This window comes from Idiomarina piscisalsi, from assembly GCF_002211765.1.
GTDB classification, from domain to species: Bacteria; Pseudomonadota; Gammaproteobacteria; order Enterobacterales; family Alteromonadaceae; genus Idiomarina; species Idiomarina piscisalsi_A.
Window position 1 is genome coordinate 2,071,651 of the sequence record NZ_CP022133.1, and the last position, 20,989, is coordinate 2,092,639.

At 50.6% G+C, this 20,989-nt stretch carries 17 protein-coding genes; 4 read left to right on the top strand and 13 right to left on the bottom strand.

What is annotated here, in order from left to right; translation table 11 throughout:
• Nucleotides 1-15: 15 nt before the first annotated feature.
• The 4 genes from CEW91_RS09915 to CEW91_RS12475 form a co-directional block, all read right to left on the bottom strand.
• Nucleotides 16-987, bottom strand: a complete 972-nt coding sequence (locus tag CEW91_RS09915) for a Gfo/Idh/MocA family oxidoreductase (RefSeq protein ID WP_088768803.1) — start codon at nucleotides 985-987, stop codon at nucleotides 16-18.
• On the bottom strand, nucleotides 987-2,300 hold the full coding sequence (locus tag CEW91_RS09920; protein ID WP_088768804.1) for a nucleotide sugar dehydrogenase: 1,314 nt from the start codon (nucleotides 2,298-2,300) through the stop codon (nucleotides 987-989). Before CEW91_RS09920 ends, CEW91_RS09915 begins: the two co-directional genes overlap by 1 nt.
• Before the next feature lie 124 nt (nucleotides 2,301-2,424).
• Nucleotides 2,425-3,150 carry a GNVR domain-containing protein gene (locus CEW91_RS09925; RefSeq protein WP_332455487.1) on the bottom strand — a complete coding sequence of 242 codons (726 nt, stop codon included), beginning with the start codon at nucleotides 3,148-3,150 and terminating at the stop codon, nucleotides 2,425-2,427.
• Entirely contained in the window at nucleotides 3,135-3,383 is a 249-nt protein-coding gene (locus CEW91_RS12475) for a Wzz/FepE/Etk N-terminal domain-containing protein (protein ID WP_332455488.1), read from the bottom strand. The genes CEW91_RS09925 and CEW91_RS12475 overlap by 16 nt, the downstream gene beginning before the upstream one ends.
• 274 nt (nucleotides 3,384-3,657) lie before the next feature.
• Between CEW91_RS12475 and CEW91_RS09930 the strand changes: the two genes are divergently transcribed.
• Nucleotides 3,658-5,049 (top strand): MBL fold metallo-hydrolase RNA specificity domain-containing protein, encoded by a 1,392-nt coding sequence (locus CEW91_RS09930; protein ID WP_088768805.1) that lies wholly within the window; start codon nucleotides 3,658-3,660, stop codon nucleotides 5,047-5,049.
• A 45-nt stretch (nucleotides 5,050-5,094) separates the two neighbouring features.
• On the opposite strand, the gene CEW91_RS09935 is transcribed toward CEW91_RS09930, so the two are convergent.
• Genes CEW91_RS09935 through CEW91_RS09945 form a run of 3 tightly spaced genes read right to left on the bottom strand, consistent with a single transcriptional unit; the run spans nucleotide 5,095 to nucleotide 8,884 of the window.
• A complete protein-coding gene (locus CEW91_RS09935; protein ID WP_088768806.1) occupies nucleotides 5,095-5,316 on the bottom strand; it encodes a hypothetical protein in 222 nt (73 codons plus the stop codon).
• On the bottom strand, nucleotides 5,298-7,553 hold the full coding sequence (locus CEW91_RS09940; RefSeq protein ID WP_088768807.1) for a putative inorganic carbon transporter subunit DabA: 2,256 nt from the start codon (nucleotides 7,551-7,553) through the stop codon (nucleotides 5,298-5,300). Before CEW91_RS09940 ends, CEW91_RS09935 begins: the two co-directional genes overlap by 19 nt.
• Nucleotides 7,550-8,884: an NADH-quinone oxidoreductase subunit L gene (locus CEW91_RS09945; RefSeq protein ID WP_088769403.1), complete on the bottom strand. Its 1,335-nt coding sequence runs from the start codon at nucleotides 8,882-8,884 to the stop codon at nucleotides 7,550-7,552. Before CEW91_RS09945 ends, CEW91_RS09940 begins: the two co-directional genes overlap by 4 nt.
• Before the next feature lie 127 nt (nucleotides 8,885-9,011).
• On the opposite strand from CEW91_RS09945, the gene CEW91_RS09950 reads away from it, so the two are divergent.
• The gene (locus CEW91_RS09950) at nucleotides 9,012-9,878 is read left to right on the top strand and encodes a LysR family transcriptional regulator (RefSeq protein WP_088768808.1); all 867 of its coding nucleotides are present in this window, start codon (nucleotides 9,012-9,014) and stop codon (nucleotides 9,876-9,878) included.
• Nucleotides 9,879-9,893: 15 nt separating this feature from the next.
• Here the strand turns inward: CEW91_RS09950 and purL are convergent, their stop codons facing one another.
• The 3 genes from purL to CEW91_RS09960 form a co-directional block, all read right to left on the bottom strand.
• Nucleotides 9,894-13,781, bottom strand: coding sequence for a phosphoribosylformylglycinamidine synthase (gene purL / locus CEW91_RS09955; protein WP_088769404.1), 3,888 nt, complete (start codon nucleotides 13,779-13,781; stop codon nucleotides 9,894-9,896).
• Between the two features lie 71 nt (nucleotides 13,782-13,852).
• The gene (locus CEW91_RS12305; RefSeq protein ID WP_157776081.1) at nucleotides 13,853-13,990 is read right to left on the bottom strand and encodes a hypothetical protein; all 138 of its coding nucleotides are present in this window, start codon (nucleotides 13,988-13,990) and stop codon (nucleotides 13,853-13,855) included.
• 70 nt (nucleotides 13,991-14,060) lie between these two features.
• Complete coding sequence (locus CEW91_RS09960; RefSeq protein ID WP_088768809.1) at nucleotides 14,061-14,513, bottom strand: RDD family protein; 453 nt, start codon at nucleotides 14,511-14,513, stop codon at nucleotides 14,061-14,063.
• Nucleotides 14,514-14,633: 120 nt separating this feature from the next.
• Between CEW91_RS09960 and rfaH the strand changes: the two genes are divergently transcribed.
• Nucleotides 14,634-15,131 carry a transcription/translation regulatory transformer protein RfaH gene (gene rfaH / locus CEW91_RS09965; RefSeq protein ID WP_088768810.1) on the top strand — a complete coding sequence of 166 codons (498 nt, stop codon included), beginning with the start codon at nucleotides 14,634-14,636 and terminating at the stop codon, nucleotides 15,129-15,131.
• Here the strand turns inward: rfaH and CEW91_RS09970 are convergent.
• From CEW91_RS09970 to CEW91_RS09980, 3 genes are read right to left on the bottom strand one after another with little or no spacing between them, the layout of a single operon-like run.
• A complete protein-coding gene (locus CEW91_RS09970; RefSeq protein ID WP_088768811.1) occupies nucleotides 15,124-17,688 on the bottom strand; it encodes a zinc-dependent metalloprotease family protein in 2,565 nt (854 codons plus the stop codon). The genes rfaH and CEW91_RS09970 overlap by 8 nt on opposite strands.
• A gap of 53 nt (nucleotides 17,689-17,741) precedes the next feature.
• Nucleotides 17,742-19,109, bottom strand: a complete 1,368-nt coding sequence (gene mltF, locus CEW91_RS09975) for a membrane-bound lytic murein transglycosylase MltF (protein WP_088768812.1) — start codon at nucleotides 19,107-19,109, stop codon at nucleotides 17,742-17,744.
• 1 nt (nucleotide 19,110) lies between these two features.
• Entirely contained in the window at nucleotides 19,111-20,421 is a 1,311-nt protein-coding gene (locus CEW91_RS09980) for an amidohydrolase (protein WP_088769405.1), read from the bottom strand.
• Between the two features lie 112 nt (nucleotides 20,422-20,533).
• Here CEW91_RS09980 and tadA point away from each other — a divergent pair, with 112 nt between their 5' ends.
• Complete coding sequence (tadA, locus tag CEW91_RS09985) at nucleotides 20,534-20,989, top strand: tRNA adenosine(34) deaminase TadA (RefSeq protein WP_232506959.1); 456 nt, start codon at nucleotides 20,534-20,536, stop codon at nucleotides 20,987-20,989.

Consider the following 20,989-nt stretch of genomic DNA (forward strand, 5'->3'; position numbering starts at 1 on the left):
TTTGAATACTGCGTATTACTTTTTAAGAAGTGATGACAGAAAAGGATGCGCTTCATTAGCTTTTGCAGATTGCAATTGCTGAGTACGAATTTGCTCTACAGTTTCCACACAATGCCGAGCATCTTTAATACCATAGCCTCGACCTGCTAATATCTCTTGATAACTAACTGTGTGAAGGTCGGTAAAACCACCTGAAAATTCTAACTCGTCACCATCACAATTAATGGTTCTGTAAGTTGTTTTTTCACCTTTAATTTCGTCCGGTAAATCATTGGCATCGATAGAAAGCAACCATTTGACTCGTGCTTTTTCATATTCTAAATAGCCAGATGCTTTCAGGTCATCAGTGTAGTGAAGCACATTTTTCTGTAACTTCCCAAAAATGAAATGCAGCATATCGAAAAAATGCACTCCAATGTTGGTTGCTACACCAAACGATTTCCTTGGATCGCCTTTCCAACTCTCAAGATACCATTTACCACGGGATGTGATATAAGTCAGTTCAACTTCATGCTTTTTACTTTGCTTTGAATTAGCCACCTTATCCCGTAATTCAACAATTGCCGGGTGATGGCGTAGCTGAAGAATGTTATAAACTTTCTTGCCTGTTTCTTCCTCAACTAGCTCTAATTCATCTAAATCGTCACTCGTTGGAACCAAAGGCTTTTCGCAAATAACATCACAACCTAAACGTAAACCGGCGGCTATATGCGAAGCATGCATGTGGTTTGGAGAGCATATCGATACATAATCCAGCTTTGTACTGCTGTTACGCTTTAACTGCCAAGCGTGCTCATAAAAACGTTCAAAGTCAGTAAAAAACTCACTTTGTGGAGAAATACTGTCAATCACACCAACAGAGTCGTTAATGTCATAAGCGATACTCAAGGTATTGTCGGTTTCCTTGATAGCTCTCATGTGACGGGGGGCTATATAGCCCGCTGCACCTACAAGAGCGAAGTTCTTATTCGTGTTTGAATCAGTCATTACGCTTTAATCACCTTTCCGTTTTTGCCTCTATACTTGCCACGCGAGTCAATAATTATCTGCGAGTTTTCATATATAAGATCATAATCAAATTTTTCGTGATCAGTAGCCAAAATAACTGCATCAAAATTGTTCAAGCTCTCTGGAGTCAACTCGGTGCTATGTAAATCAAAACTGTGTTCACGCATTTTAGGGAAAGTTGGTACGTGGGGGTCGCTGTAAGAAACTTCTGCGCCTTTATCTCGGATGAGTTCCATAATTTCAACCGACGGAGACTCACGCATGTCATCTACGTTTTTCTTGTATGCAATACCTAAGACCAAAACTCGGCTACCATTCAATGATTTTTGATGTTTATTTAACCCATCCATCAATTTGTTAACTACATATTCCGGCATAGCACGGTTGACTTCACCTGAAAGCTCTATAAAACGTGTATTTAAACCGTACTCTCTTGCTTTCCAGGTTAAGTAGAATGGGTCGATAGGAATACAGTGACCACCTAACCCAGGTCCTGGGTAGTATGGAGTAAAACCAAATGGTTTAGTTGCAGCAGCATCGACCACTTCGAAAATATCAATCCCCATACTATCAGCGACAATTTTCATTTCATTGACTAAACCGATGTTAACCGCACGGTGAATGTTTTCCAAAAGCTTTGTCAATTCAGCAGCTCTTGTTGAGCTCACGGGTACAACTTTATCGATAGCTTGCTCATAAAGCGCTACCCCAACTTCTCTGCACTCGGATGTATGACCACCAACCACTTTAGGAATCGTCTGTGTATTAAAGTGCGGGTTACCTGGGTCTTCTCGCTCAGGTGAGTATACTAAGAATATGTCTTCTCCGACTTTTAAACCATTGTGCTGAATCCTTGGCAAAAGCTCTTCTTCAGTTGTTCCCGGATAGGTCGTACTTTCTAACGATACGATCTGACCTTCTCGCAAATAAGGAGCCATCATATCTGTAGTACGAGTTACAAAGCTAATATCCGGTTCGCGATATTTGTTCAGTGGTGTAGGGACACAAAGAATAAGCGCATCACACTCTGTCACTCGATCAAAGTTGGTTGTAGCCTCAAAACCATTTTCAATCGCCGCTTTCACCGTATCATCACAGATATGTTCGATACTGCTATGACCAGTGTTAAGTTCAGCAACTTTTGTTTCATCAACATCAAAACCAATCGTTTTGTAATTTAACGCGCTATAGCGAAGTGCTAACGGTTGACCTACGTAACCTAAACCTAAGATCCCTATCTTGGCCTTTTTATTGTTTAATAACTCAACTAATTCATTTTTGAAATCTTTCACAGGATTACCACTTAGTTAAAAAATGGATAAGACTTATTGCTTAAAAACTCTAACTTATTGACTCTTAGTCATTAAATAGAAACTTTTTAAAAGATCAAACTATTACAAGTTTGCAAAAACGACCTTACTTTTCGCCGTTTTTTCTAAATATATTTTTGATTAACACAAAGCCGACACTTAAAAAGCCGCCTAAGAAGGTACCAATAATGCATATCAGAGCGCGTGATGGCTTCGCTTTTTGCTCTGGCACCACGGCAGGGTCTAGCGTTTGGAAAATGTACTCAGGGCGTACATTCGCCAGCATGATAGTCTGCGTTTGTTTTTCTATTAACTCGTAGAATACCTGCTGCATATCACTTAACGATGTGCTCTGCAATTCTTTGTCTAAGTACTCCAAGCTTCTCTGTGCTTCCTGAATGTCACGTTCACGCATGTGATTGTTAATTTCCTCAATAAGCCACCCTACCCACTGCTCGGCTACTCCTGGAGACTGATGGTTTACTGCTATTGTTACAAGGCCGGTTGTTTCGTCTTTAGTCACTTGCAGCACTTGGTCTCTGAATACTTTTACGTATTCCCAACTTGATGGTGCTGGTTGCTTAGGGGGTTCGACTTCTCTTACCCACTTTTTGGTGTCGGGGTTATAAAGTTCGTTGTTAAATACAATGCCGGTGCCACGGTTCCATTCTTCCACTGCCATAAGTTCCGGCAAAATATCGTATTTTTCAACAAAGCTTTTTATAAAGGCGCGAGACTTTAAAATTTCGAGGGCAATTGTAGTTTTATCGGTATTGCCGCCACCGAGATTAACGCCGGCTAAGCTCGCCAGGCCACCTAGCTGCCCGGCCATTTGTGAGAGCCCCCACCACTGGCTTCCTCCGTCGGTGCCAATGTCGCTTCCGATTTATAAATATTCTGCAGGCTTAACGAGTAAATAACCGAGCCCACTGCGAATATAAAAGTAATGGCGATAATCCACCATTTGCCCTGCCAAATAATGCCAAACAGCTCGCGCAGGTCAATTTCGTCGTCTTGGTAATCCGAATGCCGTTGAGGGTCGTAGTTATCAGTATCGTTTGTCATTGTTGGGCCTTCAGGCACGCTACCGCCCATGGGTTGCGGTTCCCATAGGCCGATGGTGCGGATAATTATGTGATTTATTCGTATTATTCTGAATTTTGATCAAGCGAGTATGATACCGCATGCAGCCCTTTTCCTACAAAGGCTTTATTGTTAGTAATTGATGATATTTTAAGCGGTTAGTTCCTTCCAATTGCCTAATATCACCCTTTTGTCCGATAGCGCATTTCCGACGTTTTTTGTAGCCTATTTGTTTTAAACAAAAAGGAACGAACACATGGATGTTATTCATCACGGTGCGTTTGAAGGGGTTACGGGCTCTTGCCACGAACTGTTGTTAGACAGTGGCCACTCACTTTTAATTGACTGCGGGCTGTTTCAGGGGGCGGAGACCTCGGGTTCTGGTGCGGATTCCAACACGCAGGAAATTGACTTCGATATTAGCAAGGTGCAGGCGTTGGTGGTGACTCACTGCCACATTGACCACGTAGGCCGCATTCCCTGGTTGCTGATTGCGGGCTTTAGCGGCCCTATATACTGCACGAAAGCTACCGCGCATTTGTTACCGCTAGTGATTGAGGACGCGTTGAAAGTGGGCTTAACCCGCAACGCCGACATTATTAATGCGGTGATGGCTCGTCTGCAGCGCCAGCTGCAGCCGGTGGAGTACGATGCCTGGCTAGAGCTGCCTGCTGACTATTCTACTGAGCGCTTTAAACTGCGCTTTCGTCAGGCCGGGCATATTCTGGGCTCGTCTTATGTGGAAATTGAGAATGTGAATACTCACTACCGCGTGGTCTTCTCAGGTGACCTGGGTTGTAAAAACACGCCACTACTGCCCGACCCAACGCCACTAGAGCGTGCTGACTGGTTATTGTTGGAAAGCACCTACGGCGATAAAAACCACGAGTCGCGCCTTGACCGCGAACAGCGCCTGAAGTCGGTGGTGGAGCGTTGTGTGGAAAACAAAGGCACTATTCTCATTCCCGCGTTTAGTATTGGTCGCACGCAAGAGCTGCTGTACGAGTTAGAAGACATTATTTATAAAGCACGGGCTCGTGAGGCGAAAACCGGCGTTGCAGACCCCGTATGGCAAAAAATGACGGTGATTTTAGATTCCCCACTGGCCGCGCAATTTACTAAGCAGTACCGAGCCATGAAGGCGTTGTGGGACGAAGAGGCATTGGCACGGGTCGAAGAAGACCGACACCCGCTGAATTTCGACCGCCTAATGAAGGTAGACGACCACAGTGACCATGAGCGCGTGGTGAATTACTTAAAAAACAGCGGCGACCCCTGCATTGTTATTGCTGCTAGCGGCGTGTGTACCGGAGGGCGTATGTTGAATTATTTAAAAGCCTTGCTACCCGACCCACGAACGGATGTCTTGTTTGTAGGCTATCAGGCTGCCGGAACCCCGGGACGCGATATACAAACCTACGGTCCACGCGGTGGTTATGTCGACTTAGACCACGAGCGTATTGACATAAAGGCGGGTATTTATACCTTAGGCGGCTACTCCGCCCATGCCGACCAACAAGAGCTTTTAGACTTTATAGACGCCACCGAAGAGCCGGTGAAGCGCATACGTTTAATTCACGGCGAGCCCGATGCGCGGGCTGCTTTGGCCGAGAAAATTCGCGAGCGGTATGGTGTGGATGTTGATTGATAGATCGCACCTGACGTCAATAACGTCAGGCTACATCTAGATACATCAGGCTACCGAGATATCCACCGGGTCTTTTAAAAACGGGTTGCCATGACTCCGGAGGCTGGCTCTCAAGTCTTCTTCGGAATTAAGCCCGAAATCGGTGCGCCCGTCCTGGTAATGCACCGCAAAGGGCTGGTTGAATGGTCTTGTACGCACCACATCGTACAACTCTTTCATTGTGCAGCAGGTAACTGCCTGGGCGGTATTCACTTGGTTACTGGACATAGCTCACCTCGTTCATCGAGTCGATACAGGTTTATCCAGTCGTGCTGGAACAGGTGGTTAAAGTCTTCAGCGCTTGCCAACGCCTTTTGAATGATCGCTTCGCTGGCTTCGACAATAACCTGCAGGCGCATAGGGCGGTGCACAAAGTCTTTGCCGTCATGCACGGACTGCCAGGCAAGCCCTTGCCTTAAGTCACCGCCGTTACCTTCAAACACGCCTATGTCATTGGCAACGCGGTTATGAAGCAGCTTGTTGCCGCTACCTAATTGCTTCGGGTCGGTCACTGAGCAGTAGTATTGCCAGTTTATCCAGTTCGCAACCAAGCCCGGCGCACTGAACAGTTGCGTCAACAACGCGCCGTTGGGATCGTTCTCGCTGTAGTAGTCGTGCAGGAAGCGACTACCGATGGTATCGGCAGACGACAGCCGTCCGGCACGCCCGAAAAATAGCGTATTATTGTCGGCCAGGCCCCACTCAGGGCGCAGTTCAGCCCAGTGACTGGATCGTTTTTTACGCGCTTTCTCGGAGGCTTCCGCATTCGCTGCAAGCGATTCACTGGCGTGCGCAAATACTTGTTTGACCTCTCCGGGCACGGCCTCCGATAGCCAAACAATGTTGTCAGTAACGGTTTCGTGCAAAGCAGAATAAAAACGCGTTTTCGATGGAATGTCGACGCCTCGCTCACGCAAATGTTCACGGATGTCGGCGTCGTTGAGTAGCCGCGCCAGCACCCTTGCACTTAATGCGCCGGTCTGACCGCCGCAGGCACCACAGTTCATTCCGGCACGTTGCGCATTATTGCTATGGTGCGAACCATGCCCAACCAGCAGGACATGCCGCCCAAAACTCTGGAATTGCATACCGGCCAGCGCCTGTTCGCACACGGCCACCAATGCGTCCGTTGAAACTTCCCCATCTTCATTGCAGATGGTTGCATGGGTATGTTCAGCGGCCCGGTCAATTTTTCCTGGTATGCCAGCCAGCAGAGATTTCAGCTTGCTTAACCCCAGGGCTTCCACACCACTGAACATGGAGACCGGCGTGTTGAATAAGTTGGTCAGCAGCGACATCGTCGTTTGTTTTTGCTCAGGGGCTTTAATGTAATACGACGGTTGCAACAAGCCGGGCACATGCGGCGTTTTACCGGTGCGCTGTTCAACCCCTAACGGCACCCCGAAAAAGCCGGCAAAGCCTTTGGTCTGAACTCGTTTGCCTATCGCTTGGCCCGCTTTTTCCAACGCTCTACGGTATCGCTCGGAGCGCACGTCAATACAAAACACCGCTTGTATGTCCGGACTTTTTGACGGTTGTTCGGCTGTTGAGTCAGTAAACTGAAGACGCGCCACTTGCGAACGTTCATAAGCGGTTTGCCATTTCCACAGCAACTCGTTGTACTGCTGCGCATAGCCAACCCAACCAAAGCAATGGTCGAGCTGTTCATTGAAGCTAGCTTTCAGTTGTTCGTGAACGGAGGTATTGGTTCGCTCGGCTAAGTGCCACAGCAGGTACTCCCAGGCCAAACGAATGCACAAGAGTTCAAACACCCATTGGCTGTCCTGACGCGCATCCTGATACGCGAATGCCGCCGCCCAGCCCCATAAGTCGCTGATCAGTGCCTGGCAATAGCACTGCAGCGCATCGTCTGAGGCGTCGGTCATAAAGCTGGCCTGACAAACTTTAATGAGTTCGTGCGGGTCGTCGGGCAGCTCTGCGAAAAGCTCGTTTAGGTCGCCTTCATCCATTAATGTTTCGATACCGCGGTCGGCCCGTGAAATGGTTAGCCAATGGCTGTATAACGAACTGTCACTGCCCTCTTCCTGAAAGCGCTTAGGAAACTGCATAAACAGACCGCAGGTTTGGCTAATTTGCAACACCACTTCCTCGTTCCAGCGCATTTTCCGACTGCGTTGCTGATACTTGTCGACCAGGCGACTCAGGTTTTGCCACTGCGGTATTGGCTTAATAATACTGACACGCTGCTGCAACTGCTCGACCATTTTGTCGGTGACATGCTGCTTGTCAATGTCGTTTTGTTGCCATTTTTTCCAGTAGAAGTCGGGACTCATGAGCAGCTGGCTACCCGCACTGTAGCGCCAATGCGCAGCAACGTCTTCCACCGGCTTATTGCGATATTGCCAGAATGGATTCACGGCTATCCACTGAGATAATGGCCACTGCGGGGCAACCGACTGGCTCACTTGCTCAGCGATAGACACAAAACGACTGACAGAAATCATGATAAGCCCTCTTTTTGACTGCGGCGCTGGTAATACTCAATGGGGTGGCTTGGCCATAACCAGAGCACAAAGCGGGTCAGCCATTCGTCCAGGTACAACCCTGCGTTTAAGGTGATAAACCAACGTTGGCTAAGGCTGTGCGACGGCGTGTGGTGCACTAACCAGTAGGTAAAGGCAAAGGCATTGAACAGCAGTGCGATGAGCGGCTCCAACCAGGGTTGCGTCAGTTGTTGTGGCTCGATAACCTGCTGCGCCAGTGCGCCTAGTGCGAGGTAAACGGCGATAGTAAGCACTGACACACCGACTCGTAACAGCGGTTGGTACAGGTTCATCCATATGGTGGTGAGCGCCATCGCCAGCAGCGCTGACGGTAACCATTTCGGGTCATTCAGCCACCACCCGCAGGCGGCAGCGACAATAGCCTGAAAGGCGATGAATATGACACCAACACGCCACAGTGAGCGGGCTTGCGGTTGCCTGATAATAGCGACCTCGCTAACCGACAGGAACGCATGAGCTTTATAAACGGAGTGTGCGACTAAGTGCAGTAAGGCTAAGTCGTAATAGCCCAAGCCTATTTCCAGTAACATCAACCCCATTTGTGCGCAGGTCGACCAGGCGAGGCGGACTTTAATGCTGATGCGGGTCGCCATAATGAGTGCCGCGAAACAGCAAGAGGCGGCGGACACTAAGCAGAGTAACCAGACAGCGACGGTGCTGTTGCCCCAGATAGGTGTGCTGGCGAGTAGCAGAAAACCACCCAAGTTAATGATGCCCGCGTGTAGCAAGGCGGATACCGGTGTTGGCGCTTCGACGACCTGAATCAGCCAGCCGTGCAGAGGTAACTGAGCGCACTTTATGAGTGCCGCCATGACCAGACAGAGCGCGGCGACGTGTTGAATCAGTGGCGGCGACGCGTTGGTTTCGGTGTTGGCTACAGTGACGCTTTGTAAAATGGTGTCGAGTTGTAAGCTGCCGGTGTGCAGGTACATGAGCAAAAGTGCGGTACCGAGGAAAGTTTCCGAGCAGCGCGCCAGAATGAATTTTTTGTGAGCAGCGAGCACGGCGCGATCACGCTCCGGGTAGAACATGAGCAAGCTGTGCAGTTGCAGGCTTATTGCCATCCACGCGGCGAAAAAGACAACGATGTTGTTACTGACAATGAGTATGAGAACGGCGGTCAGGCAGCCAATGAGTTTGGTGATAAAGGAGCGGCGACGCGGGTCAAGCCGGAAGTTGGTTCGGGCGTAGTTGGTGACCACGAAGGCCAAAACGACGACCAATGCCAGTAACACCGGGCGTATACCTGAAAATGTGAGCCATTCTGTCAATAACACGTCGTTGGTACCTCGTTTGGAGGGTTTTATGTTGACGTGAATTATGGATGTTTTGTTGATGTTAAGTAAAATAGATATATATTATGGTTTCGTTCTATTTTTATGAACTTTGGCTGGCAATATGAATTACAAACATCTGTTTTATTTTTGGCATGTGGCGGAAAGTGGTCACTTAACACAAACGGCGCAGAAGCTGCATGTATCGCAGTCGGCATTGTCGGCGCAGATTAAACAGCTGGAAGAGTGGTTTGGGACGCCTCTATTTGAACGGCAAGGGCGTCAGCTTGTGCTGACCGAGGCGGGATATATTGCACGCCAATACGCCAGCCGAATTTTTCACGAAGGTGAAAGCCTGGTGAATCAGTTGAAGCATGGTCAAACCGGTGACGACGTGGTGATTCGTATTGGTCATGCTTCGACCATGTCGCGCAACTTTGTCGAGGCCTTTATTAATGACTTGGTGCATCAGCAGAAGGTAAATTATCGATTGCACTCAATGACGCCCGACCAGTTGTTTAATGAATTGGCGAATCATCAAATTGATATTGCGTTGGCCAATACCAATGTGCGCGGCAGTGACAAGCAGCTTTGGCAAAGTCGTTTGCTGGCTCGGCAGCCGGTGTCAGTGATTGGGCCCGTTGGACGCGATATTGAACGGTTAACCTCTGAAGCATTAGTGGGGCAAAATTGGGTATTGCCCCCGGAAAATATGCCGCTTCGGTCAGCCTTTGACATGCTCAGCGCGGAGTACAACTGGCAGCCGCGGGTATTGGCCGAAGCCGACGACATGGCTATGCTGCGTCTGCTTGCCCGTGACACCGGCGCATTGGCGGTCATTCCCGACGTTGTTGTGCGTGACGAGCTGACCGGCGGCCAGCTCAAACGCTACCTGACCTTACCTAACGTCTTCGAGCACTTCTACGCCATTACCCTGAAACGTCCCTTCGAACACCCCATGGTCGCCCAACTACTGCAACGATTCGGGTGATTCGAAGAGCCTCGGTTATCCGAGGTGTTTGCGGGCGTTGCGGAACATACGCATCCATGGGCTGTCTTCACCCCACTCGTCTGGGTGCCAGCTGTTGGCCACGGTGCGGAAGACCCGTTCCGGGTGCGGCATCATGGCGGTGATGCGCCCATCTTCGCTGGTCACAGCGGTAATGCCTTGCGGCGAGCCGTTCGGGTTAGCCGGGTATTGCTCGGCCACTTCGCCCCAGTTGTCGATGTAACGCAGTGCGACCTGAGCGTTCTGCTCTAACTGGCTTTGTTGCTGTGCGTTAGCAAACTCAGCGCGGCCTTCGCCGTGTGATACGGCAATTGGCATACGCGAGCCTGCCATGTCACCTAAGAAAAGCGACGCAGACTTTTGCACTTCCACTAGGCTGAAGCGGGCTTCAAAGCGCTCGCTGCGGTTGGTGACAAAACGCGGCCAGTGGTCGGTACCCGGAATCAGCGATTTTAACGTCGACAACATTTGGCAGCCATTACACACGCCTAGCGCCAACGTATCATTGCGATTAAAGAAAGCTTCAAATTGTTCGCGCGCGCGATCATTAAACAGAATGGACTTAGCCCAGCCTTCGCCGGCGCCCAGCACGTCACCGTAGGAGAATCCGCCACAAGCTGCCAGTGCCTGCATGTCTTCCAACGATACACGTCCAGCTAAAATGTCACTCATGTGTACGTCAACCGCTTCGAAGCCGGCGCGGTCGAATGCCGCCGCCATTTCATAGTGCGAGTTCACGCCCTGCTCGCGCAGAATTGCTACTTTCGGTGAAACACCTTTAGCAATATAAGGCGCCGCAATATCTTCTGCCGGATCAAAGGTTAAGTCCGCTTGTAAGCCCGGATTGTCGGCACGTTGTTTCAAGCGGAATTCTTCGTCAGCACACACTGGGTTGTCGCGCAGGCTCTGCATTTGATGCGTTGTTTCGGCCCATACTGTACGCCAGTGGGTACGACTTTGAGCCAGCACGCTTTTCCCTTCGCGCGTAAAGACAATGGCGTCTTCATTGGTTGGCTCACCAATGCGTTTTACGCAGTCGCCTAAACCGGCTGTCGCGTACGCGTCCATGACGTTTCGATACTGCTCGTCGCTCACCTGAATAACCGCGCCCAGTTCTTCATTGAACAGTGCCGCCAGGTTATTTTCGCCAAGCTCATCTAACGCGATATTCACACCGCAGTTACCAGCAAAAGCCATTTCCGCCACGGTACCGAACAAACCGCCGTCGGACCGGTCATGATAAGCCAGCAACCGACCTTCTGTAACCAATTGCTGCGTGGTATTGAAAAACGCCTTGAATACGTTGGTGTCGTCGAGATCCGGCGTTTCTTTACCCAGCTGCTGATACACTTGCGCCAGCGCAGAGCCGCCCAAACGATTCTTGCCCTGACCTAAGTCAATAAGCACCAGATGCGACTGACCTTTGTCGGTGCGCAGCTGCGGCGTCAATGTCGCACGAATGTCATTCACACGACCAAACGCCGTAATAATTAAGCTTAATGGTGCCGTCACGGCTTTGTCTTCGCCGTCGTCCTGCCATTGGGTTTTCATCGACATGGAGTCTTTACCCACCGGAATGGTGATGCCCAGTTCCGGGCACAATTCTTCACCCACCGCTTTCACGGCTTCGTATAAGCCCGCGTCTTCACCCGGGTGACCGGCGGCTGACATCCAGTTAGCTGACAATTTAATGCGTTTTAAGTCGCCAATATCAGCGGCGGCAATGTTGGTTAATGACTCGGCAACTGCCATGCGCGCCGACGCGCCAAAGTTCAATAAAGCCAGCGGTGTGCGCTCACCCATAGCCATGGCTTCACCATGGTAGCTGTCATAACTGGCGGCGGTTACCGCTACGTCTGCGACCGGAATTTGCCACGGGCCAACCATTTGGTCGCGAGCCACCAGACCGGTGACACTGCGGTCACCAATGGTAATCAGGAAGGTTTTCTCGGCGATAGCCGGTAAGCGCAATAAGCGGTCTGCAGCGTCATTAATATCGACACCTTCTAAGTGCAAATCGACACCGCTTGCTTGCTTGGTTTCAACATCACGGTGCATTTTCGGCGGCTTGCCGAGCAGAATATCCAACGACAGATCGATAGGTTGATTTGAGAACTTGGCGTCGTTCAGCAACACCGTCAGCTCTTCGGTGGCTTCACCAATGACAGCGTACTCGGCACGCTCGCGTTCGCAAATGGCTTCAAAGCGCGCCAGGTTTTCCGGTGCGATGGCAATAACGTAACGCTCTTGCGACTCGTTACACCAAATTTCCAATGGCGTCATGCCCGGCTCGTCGTTCGGAATGTCACGCAGCTCGAACTTACCGCCACGACCGCCGTCGCTGACGAGTTCCGGCATGGCATTCGACAAACCGCCGGCGCCCACGTCATGGATAAAAGCAATTGGGTTTTCAGCGCCCAGCTGCCAGCAGCGGTCAATCACTTCCTGACAACGGCGTTCCATTTCCGGGTTTTCACGTTGTACAGAAGCAAAGTCTAAGTCTTCAGTCGATTCACCTGACGCCATGGAGGATGCCGCGCCACCGCCCAGTCCAATGTTCATTGCCGGGCCACCCAAAACAACTAATTTAGCGCCAACCGGAATGTCCCCTTTTTGGACATGCGCTTCGCGAATGTTACCCATACCACCGGCTATCATAATGGGCTTGTGATACCCGCGTGTTTCAAGGCCGTTGTGACTATCGACGGTTTGCTCATAGGTACGAAAATACCCCGTCAGCGCCGGACGACCAAATTCGTTATTAAAAGCAGCGCCGCCTAATGGGCCTTCCAGCATAATGTCCAGTGCTGACACAATGCGCGCTGGCTTGCCGTAGTTTTCTTCCCACGGTTGCCTGAACCCCGGAATGTTCAGGTTCGAGACACTAAAGCCCACCAAACCGGCTTTCGGTTTTGAGCCCACGCCTGTGGCGCCTTCATCGCGAATTTCACCGCCGGAGCCGGTTGCGGCACCCGGGTATGGGGAAATAGCCGTTGGGTGGTTGTGCGTTTCTACTTTCATAAGAATATGCACAGGCTCGTGATGGTAGCCATAGCTCATGCTGTCCGGCTGCGGGTAAAAGCGTCCGGCTTCGTGCCCTTCCATAACGGCGGCGTTGTCTTTGTATGCTGAAAGCACGTAGTCCGGCGTGGTTTCGAAGGTGTTTTTAATCATTTTGAACAGCGACTTAGGCTGCTCTTGGCCGTCGATAGTCCAGTCGGCATTGAAAATTTTATGACGACAGTGCTCAGAGTTGGCCTGCGCAAACATATAGAGTTCGATGTCGTTCGGATTACGTTCAAGCTTCTGGAAGTTATCGACAAGGTAGTCAATTTCATCGTCGGCCAGTGCCAGACCTAAATTGATATTAGCCTGCGCCAACGCCTCGCGTCCGCCCGCTAAGATATCAACAGACGACAATGGCTGAGGATCTTGTGTACGGAACAACTGGCGCGCGTCGTCCATGTCGTACAGGACACTTTCCGTCATGCGATCGTGCAATAACGCAGCGGCTTGTTTCAGTTCTTCAGCAGACAAGTCTCCTTTCAAGTAATACGCTGTACCGCGCTCCACTCTGTGGATGTTTTTTAAGCCGCAATTGTGCGCAATGTCAGTGGCTTTGGACGCCCAGGGGGAGATAGTACCAATGCGTGGCGTCACTAATATGAGCGCGCCTTCTGGCTCATGGGCGGGTAATTCCGGGCCATACTTAAGCAACTGCACCAGTACTGAACGATGTTCGTCGGTCAGTTCATTGTGCAAATCTACGAAATGCTGGTACTCGGCATAAAGTTCGTTAACCGGCAAGCCGGCCTGTTTCAGTTGCTCGAGTTGCTTCGTTGTTTTAAAGGCTGATAAGGCTGGTGCACCGCGGTAGATTTCCACAAGCAAGGTCTCCAAAGCTGGGCGATTTTTGCTGGCGGATTATACAGTAAAATGCGGGTGGTTGCACCTCGTTACTCGACCTTGGGGGTGCCTTCTTTCTGGACTAAGCGAAACCACTTTTCGCGGCGTTCAATAATGCGCTGACGGCGCTTGCGGATAACAGCGCGGCGGCGGGAGTTATTTTCTCGTCTGAGGCGGTTGGCTCGCATAGACTTAGGCCTTTATTACGTTGAAAGACCTTTTCAGCTTACCTTGCCGCCCCAGTTTTTTGCAATGATTTTATGCCGACGGCTTTTTGATGACTAAGGTGCCAGCCATAATGTCATGTAAACCCTGCTTTTTCTCGGTGAAGGCTATCATGATAAAACCAACCATGAGGAGAAGCGCTGACACGATTTTACCCCAGTAACGACCATTCGCACGGCCAAAGCCGATTTGCTGACCGTTCATGTCGGTGACCTGCAGACCCAGAATTTTTTTGCCTGGTGTTGCCATCCAGCCAGAGATTTCAAAAATGGTGAAATACAACCACTGACCAACGATACCGATAACGTAACCAATACCACCGGCGACCATTTCAATATCACCCATTGGTGAACCCGCAGCGCCCATAAATATACCGACGAAAATGCCGATAATGACACCGATAATGGTTAAGCCCAATTGCGTGATAATAGTGTCGATAATAGCTGCCGCTAAACGTAGCCAGAAACCACCGTGATTAAATTCCATTTGTTGCTCCGTATTGTTAATTTTGCGTTAAGATGCCTTGAGTGAACGCTCAAGTCAATACGCTTGCGTCGTATAGGTTAATATGGAAAGATCCGCCGCCAATAAAGGAAAGGATGTGTTATGAGCCAGCTCGATAGTGACGTTTGGTACGTTATTCGCACGAAGCCTAAACAGGAAGAGCGCGCCGCATTAAACCTGGAAAACCAAGGGTTTGAGGTGTTTGCGCCTAAGTTAACGGTGAAAAAACTTCGTCGTGGCGTTCGTACGTCAGTTGTTGAGCCCATGTTTCCGAATTACTTGTTTGTGAAGCTGGACGATATCATTGAGCAGTTTTACAAAATACGCAGTACCTATGGTGTGGCTGGCGTTCTCAGGTTTGGTAACAACATTCCCAAAATTCCACAACAGTGGGTCGACGACATGAAAGGCGTTGACGAGCTGACCGATGAACAAGCCCCGAAAGTGGGTGATAGCGTCGAAATTCAGCAAGGTCCGTTCCGTGGATTCCTTGCTAAAATTGTTCAGCTTGACGGCGAGTCACGATGCTTCGTGATGCTCGAGTGGATGCAAAAAGAAGTGAAAGCCAACTTCAGTTACAAAGAGCTACAGTTTAAGTAGCCCTTTTCCGACGCACTAACCACGCGACTGGCACCAATAATAATAACCAGGCTGCATTACCGCCGCTGCCGCCCTCTGACGGCGCTTCGCTAACGGTAAAACGGGTCGTTGTGGTCTCGCTGTTACCCTCGGTGTCGCTGGCGGTCAGGCGATATTCATACTCACCGGTAGACAGACTGCCTAATGATGCAGTGGCCGTATCCCCCTCATAATTGACGTTGGACACAGTGGTTTCGCTGCCGTCACTATTCACTCGGGCGACCTCAATGCTTGGCGCATCTAAGTTGCCGTCAGCGTCGGTCACCGTTGCGGTTAATGACACGCTCTGCCCTGCTATTGTATTACTGGCCCGGAAGCTTCGTATGGTCGGCGCAATGGCGCGAGGCTCTATAGTGAGAGACACATTAATGCTGTCACTACCGTCACTAAAGTTGATTTGCAGTGGCACAGACAACGCATCGTCCACGGACGGTGTTTCACCCGTTAGCTGAATGCGCCGCTCACCTTCAACGGCCGATTCAACTTCTGTCGCGCTGAAGTTTTCAATAAGCCCCTCAGCATCGTTAACAGTAATGGCAACATCCGCCGGTACGTTATACACACTGACAGCCGAGTCCAGCGTCATGACCTCTCCAACCCGCTCTCCCTGGCTGATAAATGCCTGGGCAGCGCCGCCTGTCATGGAGTCCGGGTCTACCCACAAACCACTGGACACGGAAAAGTCCGCAGCGTTGGTGTTCACCACCTTTAAAGGCAAGTGATAGGGGTTATGAACATTGTCTTTATCCAGCCCCGCACTAATGTCGGCTAATGACTGTTTGAGCGTTATGGTCATTGTTCGGGAAGCGCCGGAACCAGCCACTTCCCAGCTGAACCACTCTGCGGCATTGTCGATACCGATTTGCTGACTGACGTCGGTGCCACTAGCGGTTACCGGAAGCGCTAGCTGAATAGCGGCGTTGTCGGTGTTTTCATCCGAGAGCTCAATCGTTACCTGAGATTGATCATCGGCTTCCACCAAACTGACGACGTTGTTGTCGAGTAAGAGGTAGTTTGCAGCGGCGTCGGTATAGTCTCCACTAAAGCTTGCGTTGCTGACGAAGCGCCAGCGGGCTGTGTCTTGATTGATTTGTTCAACGGCAATGATGCAAATTGCATCAGGTAACGAGGCTGCCTGATAAGCGACGGCATTATTGGTTACGCCGTCCTCTGACAGTAAAGCGGCTTGTGATAGCCCGGTGTATTGTTCGCAAGCACCGCTCGCGACCACGTATTTGTCAGCGCCTTCGACACGAGGCCAACTGAACGTTAGCACGTCATTGCCGGTACGCTCCGTTTGCATGCCCGCCACATTGTTTCGTGAACCATTATTTGCCCAAATAACGCTGCTACGTTGTGCGGCCAAGCTTGCATTGGCGGCATCAATCTCTTTTTCTGCTTTGCCTAGCGGTAAGCCATAGTTGCTGTCGACAATGTCAGGGCTTGAGAATGCGGCTTCGCTTGAACAGTCGCCAGTGCTAAACTCGCTACGACAAACCGAGCCATATGACATGGTTGTATAGAAACGACCTTCGTCCTCAATGTAGCCGTAAGGAATATGAAAGTCTTCCTGTTCTCCTTCACCGCCGCTTGAGTTATCCGCAAGGGTATAGCGATCATGACGTAAACCAAAATTATGCCCGACTTCATGGGCAACCGTACCGTTCCCCATGCACTCTATAGCCGTATAGCCGGCGTTTGAGCCACCACTAACAAAGTTCACTCGGTTATCATTGGTGTTAAAGTCGGACGCCCTAAATGCAATACCGCATAGGTCAGGGTTTTCAGCCCCAACAAAATGCACCACGTCGGCTTTGTAACGATCCACCAGTCGTATTACTCGCTGATCGTTTATAAGCTCATCCAGTATGGTATCCGGGTTTTCATTGGGAAAGTCGGTTGTGCTTTCTGGTCTGAAAGGCTCTACGCCGGCTATGGCCATGGTGACGGGTAAGCTTGAGCGTTGAAAAATCGCATTGCTTGTATCGACTGCACCTTGAATAGCAAGCTCCAAGTCGTACCCATTGTCGTCGGCATAACCCAACAATCGATCATCGTAGATAAATAAAACATCCAACGAATTATCGAATAACTGAACCTCGTCTGCCGGGGCCGCCGCTTTATTGGCTAAGTAAGCTTTCTGAGGCAGCGCCCGCGCATTCACAGCGGTTGTTGTCGTACGCTCTGTTTTGGGTTGCTTCGGCTCTGCGGGCGATGAATTGGTGTTTTCAATGACCGTTTTACCGTTAACCACGCGGATGGTTACCGAGCCGACCTGCGGATGAGTGATTGAAATGAGCTGGTTGTCACCGCGTCGGTGCATAAAGCCGAGGTGTTGAGTATCGCCACTGGCGGTCTCAAAGGTCAAACGGTAGCTGTTTTGCGAAGAAAGCCGCTCTGCGAGGGTCGCCTCAATGGATTCGCCATTGACGTCGAGTTGAATCGTGTCACCCAGGCTTTGTGCCCAGGTGAGCGTTGGTGTCATCGCGATTAACGCTGCCGCGGCTATTTTCTTCATTTTATTGACCTTTTTGAAATCGTTAACATTACACCTGACGTAATCACGTCAGGCTACAACCTACCCTGCTCGTCGAGATACTTTAGGGTGTCGTAAAAGCGGCGGATATTGCCGACATAGGTGACGGGCTCATCACCACGGGCGAAGCCAAAGCGGGTTTGTCGATAGAACTGTTTCTGGCGCAATAACGGCAGGCGCTTTTTCACGTCGACCCAACGGTCCGGATTACCACCCTGCTTTTCCGTCAAAATACGAGCGTCTTCCAAGTGCCCAAAACCAATATTATAGGCCGCTAGCGCAAACCAGGTGCGGTCGGGTTGAGGAATGCGATCGGGTATTCGTTCCAACATGCGTTCCAAATAACGCGCGCCACCACGAATGCTTTGCTCTGCGTTCAAACGACTTTTCACGCCCATGGCTTTAGCTGTGGGTAGTGTCAGCATCATCATGCCCCGCACGCCGGTAGGTGACACCGCCCTTGGGTTCCACAGCGACTCCTGATAAGAAATTGCTGCCAACAGCCGCCAGTCCAGAGTGCCTGAGTGTTCTTGAAATAATTCTCTGTATTTGGGCAGTATGTTATCCACCGCCTCAATAAACAAACTGGTGGTCACGTAGTTAAACTGCTTAACGTGACCAAAATGCTGTTCCTTTATATGCGCCAGCCGGCCGCTGCTTCGAATTTCTCCAAAGTACTCAATAACCGCGGCATACAATGAGTCATCACTGCTCTGTGGCAATGCCCAACCAATGTCCTGCTCATGTTTCACCGTAAAGGCGACACTCAAGTCAGGATGAAAGCGGCGCTGAATATCCAGCGCTGTGCTGTCGGTAATGGTGTAATCAATTTCTTCATTGATAACCATGCGCAGCAACTCGACCGCATCGTGGTCGGTGGTGGCACGCCACTTTAGGGTAGGAATGCTGTTGCCCAGGCTTTTTAGAAATTCATGGTGCGAACTGCCCTCGACCACAACAATTTCACCGTCGGTAATTTGCTGCAAGTCTCTGGGGCGTTGTCGGGAACCCTGCTTAAACACGACCTTTTGGCTGATCACATCATAAGGCGGACTGAAACGAAAGAGCTGAGCACGCGTGGACGTTCGGTCGATGCCAGCAGCGACAATGTCCACTTCCCCCCGACGCAACATAGTGAACAAATCATTCACATCGAAGCGCGGTACCATTTCCAGCTCCACCCCAAGCCGGTCGGCAAAGCGCTTTGCCAGGTCGTATTCGAAACCCTGCTCACGGTCGTGGTCAAAATAGTAACTGGTTGGGTTCATTAATGTCCCCACCCGAAGCACCTGGCGTTCCTGCACAACCGTCATGGCGTTCGGTCGGGTTTGTGGGGTACAGGCCGTCAGTGTCGTGACGGCCAAAAACAAGGTAACTAAAAAATAGACAGCAGACTTCGGCATATTAAAGTGATTCCAGCGCCCAATTCACATACAGCTCGGTGCCGGTTTTCAGTGCATCTTCGTCCGCATAGAAGTAAGGCGAGTGGTTGCTCGGCTCTTTGCTCATGTCGCGCTCAGGTGGCGTAACACCCAAAAAGACAAACATTCCGGGCACTTCCAGTGCATAGTAGGAGAAGTCTTCTGCGCCTGTCACCAGAGGCACTTCCTTCACTTTGTCAGCACCGGCAATGGCTTTTGTTATGGGCAGCATTTGCTCGACCAGTTCCGGATCGTTCTTCGTGACCGGGTAGCCTAAGTCAACGTGTACGTGCGCTTCAGCACCGTTAGCTTCGGCTGTTTTCTCTGCGGTGTGCTTTAACTTCGCGTGAATGTCGCGGCGAATGTCCATGTCAAAGTTGCGGATGGTGCCAATAAGGGTGACATCGTCCGGAATGATATTATTGCGCACGCCACCTTCGACAATACCAAACGACAGCACCGCAGGCGCTTTAGTGATGTTGGTTTGGCGACTAATAATGGTTTGTGCGTTATTAATAATTTGCGCAGAGGTGACGATTGGGTCAACGCCCCCCCACGGCGTGGACCCGTGCGTTTGTTTACCTTTAACGGTAATTTCAAACTGGTCAGACGATGCCATGAGTGGCCCTTTGCGGTAGCCAACATGACCTGTCGGGAAACCGGCCCAAACGTGAATACCGAATACTTTCTCAGGCTTACTCTCGGCAATAAGGTCGCCAAACAAGCCTTCTTTTAGCATCAGTTCCGCACCACCGTCTTCACCTTCTGGCGCGCCCTCTTCGGCCGGCTGAAAGATAAACATAACGTTACCGGCCAACTGGTCTTTCATTTCTGCCAGCTTTGTTGCGGCGCCCATGAGCATAGCCACATGAGTATCGTGGCCACACGCGTGCATGACGCCCACTTCATTGCCCCGGTATTCCGAGGTTACGGTCGACTTGAAAGGGACATCAGTTTTTTCCGTTACCGGCAAGGCGTCCATATCGGCACGAAGTGCAATGGTCGGCCCCGACTTCCCTCCTTTTAACAACCCAACAACGCCAGTATGAGCAACGCCTGTTGCGACCTCCATGCCCAGCGAGCGTAGGTGTTTTTCCACCATTTTCGCGGTTTCAAACTCTCGGTTACTGAGCTCTGGGTTCGCATGAATATGACGGCGCCATTCAATGACTTGCTGCTCGAGGTCATTGCTGACGGTAATTGGCGACTGCTGCGCCAGGGCTTGACCCGGCAATGACAGTGCCCCCAAGGTGGCGCTACTGGCCAACAATAAACTGATAGCAAGCTTTTTCATAATGCTCTCCTGTGCCCCCGAGTTGCCTTCGGTAAACCCGGGCGGATGGTTGTTCTGGTACTGGGTAATATCCTGCGCTAAAATCGCCGCCATGACAACCGATGAAATTTACATGCAGCGAGCGCTCGAGCTTGCCGAAAAAGCCCAACAAGCGGACGAAGTGCCGGTTGGCGCGGTATTAGTGCTAAACGACAAGATTGTTGGCGAAGGCTACAATCAAGTCATTAGCTTATCCGACCCGTCAGCTCATGCGGAAGCACAAGCCATTCGTGCCGCTGGGCAGGCTATTGAAAACTATCGGTTAGTCGACTCCACTCTATACGTTACGTTAGAGCCTTGTGCGATGTGCGCCGGGCTTATTACTCACGCCCGGGTTAAGCGCTTAGTGTTTGGCGCCAGCGACCCGCGAACCGGCGCAACGGGCACCGCTATTGAGGTGTTGAACCATGCCTCAATGAATCACAAAGTAGACATTGAAGGTGGTGTTTTGGCGGACGAATGTGGCGACATTCTGCGCCGTTTTTTCCGCGCACGTCGCAAGTCCGCCGCCAAACCGTCCAATTCTTAA

What these genes read in the sequence shown, in the direction of transcription:
- CEW91_RS09935 (WP_088768806.1), bottom strand. Translation starts at nt 5,316, where the DNA reads ATGTCCAGTAACCAAGTGAATACCGCCCAGGCAGTTACCTGCTGCACA.
- CEW91_RS09960 (WP_088768809.1), bottom strand. Translation starts at nt 14,513, where the DNA reads ATGGAATTTAATCACGGTGGTTTCTGGCTACGTTTAGCGGCAGCTATT.
- tadA (WP_232506959.1), top strand. Translation starts at nt 20,534, where the DNA reads ATGCAGCGAGCGCTCGAGCTTGCCGAAAAAGCCCAACAAGCGGACGAA.
- CEW91_RS09940 (WP_088768807.1), bottom strand. Translation starts at nt 7,553, where the DNA reads ATGATTTCTGTCAGTCGTTTTGTGTCTATCGCTGAGCAAGTGAGCCAG.
- CEW91_RS09980 (WP_088769405.1), bottom strand. Translation starts at nt 20,421, where the DNA reads ATGAAAAAGCTTGCTATCAGTTTATTGTTGGCCAGTAGCGCCACCTTG.
- CEW91_RS09930 (WP_088768805.1), top strand. Translation starts at nt 3,658, where the DNA reads ATGGATGTTATTCATCACGGTGCGTTTGAAGGGGTTACGGGCTCTTGC.
- rfaH (WP_088768810.1), top strand. Translation starts at nt 14,634, where the DNA reads ATGAGCCAGCTCGATAGTGACGTTTGGTACGTTATTCGCACGAAGCCT.
- CEW91_RS09915 (WP_088768803.1), bottom strand. Translation starts at nt 987, where the DNA reads ATGACTGATTCAAACACGAATAAGAACTTCGCTCTTGTAGGTGCAGCG.
- CEW91_RS09925 (WP_332455487.1), bottom strand. Translation starts at nt 3,150, where the DNA reads ATGGCCGGGCAGCTAGGTGGCCTGGCGAGCTTAGCCGGCGTTAATCTC.
- CEW91_RS09970 (WP_088768811.1), bottom strand. Translation starts at nt 17,688, where the DNA reads ATGAAGAAAATAGCCGCGGCAGCGTTAATCGCGATGACACCAACGCTC.
- CEW91_RS12475 (WP_332455488.1), bottom strand. Translation starts at nt 3,383, where the DNA reads ATGACAAACGATACTGATAACTACGACCCTCAACGGCATTCGGATTAC.
- CEW91_RS09950 (WP_088768808.1), top strand. Translation starts at nt 9,012, where the DNA reads ATGAATTACAAACATCTGTTTTATTTTTGGCATGTGGCGGAAAGTGGT.
- mltF (WP_088768812.1), bottom strand. Translation starts at nt 19,109, where the DNA reads ATGCCGAAGTCTGCTGTCTATTTTTTAGTTACCTTGTTTTTGGCCGTC.
- CEW91_RS12305 (WP_157776081.1), bottom strand. Translation starts at nt 13,990, where the DNA reads ATGCGAGCCAACCGCCTCAGACGAGAAAATAACTCCCGCCGCCGCGCT.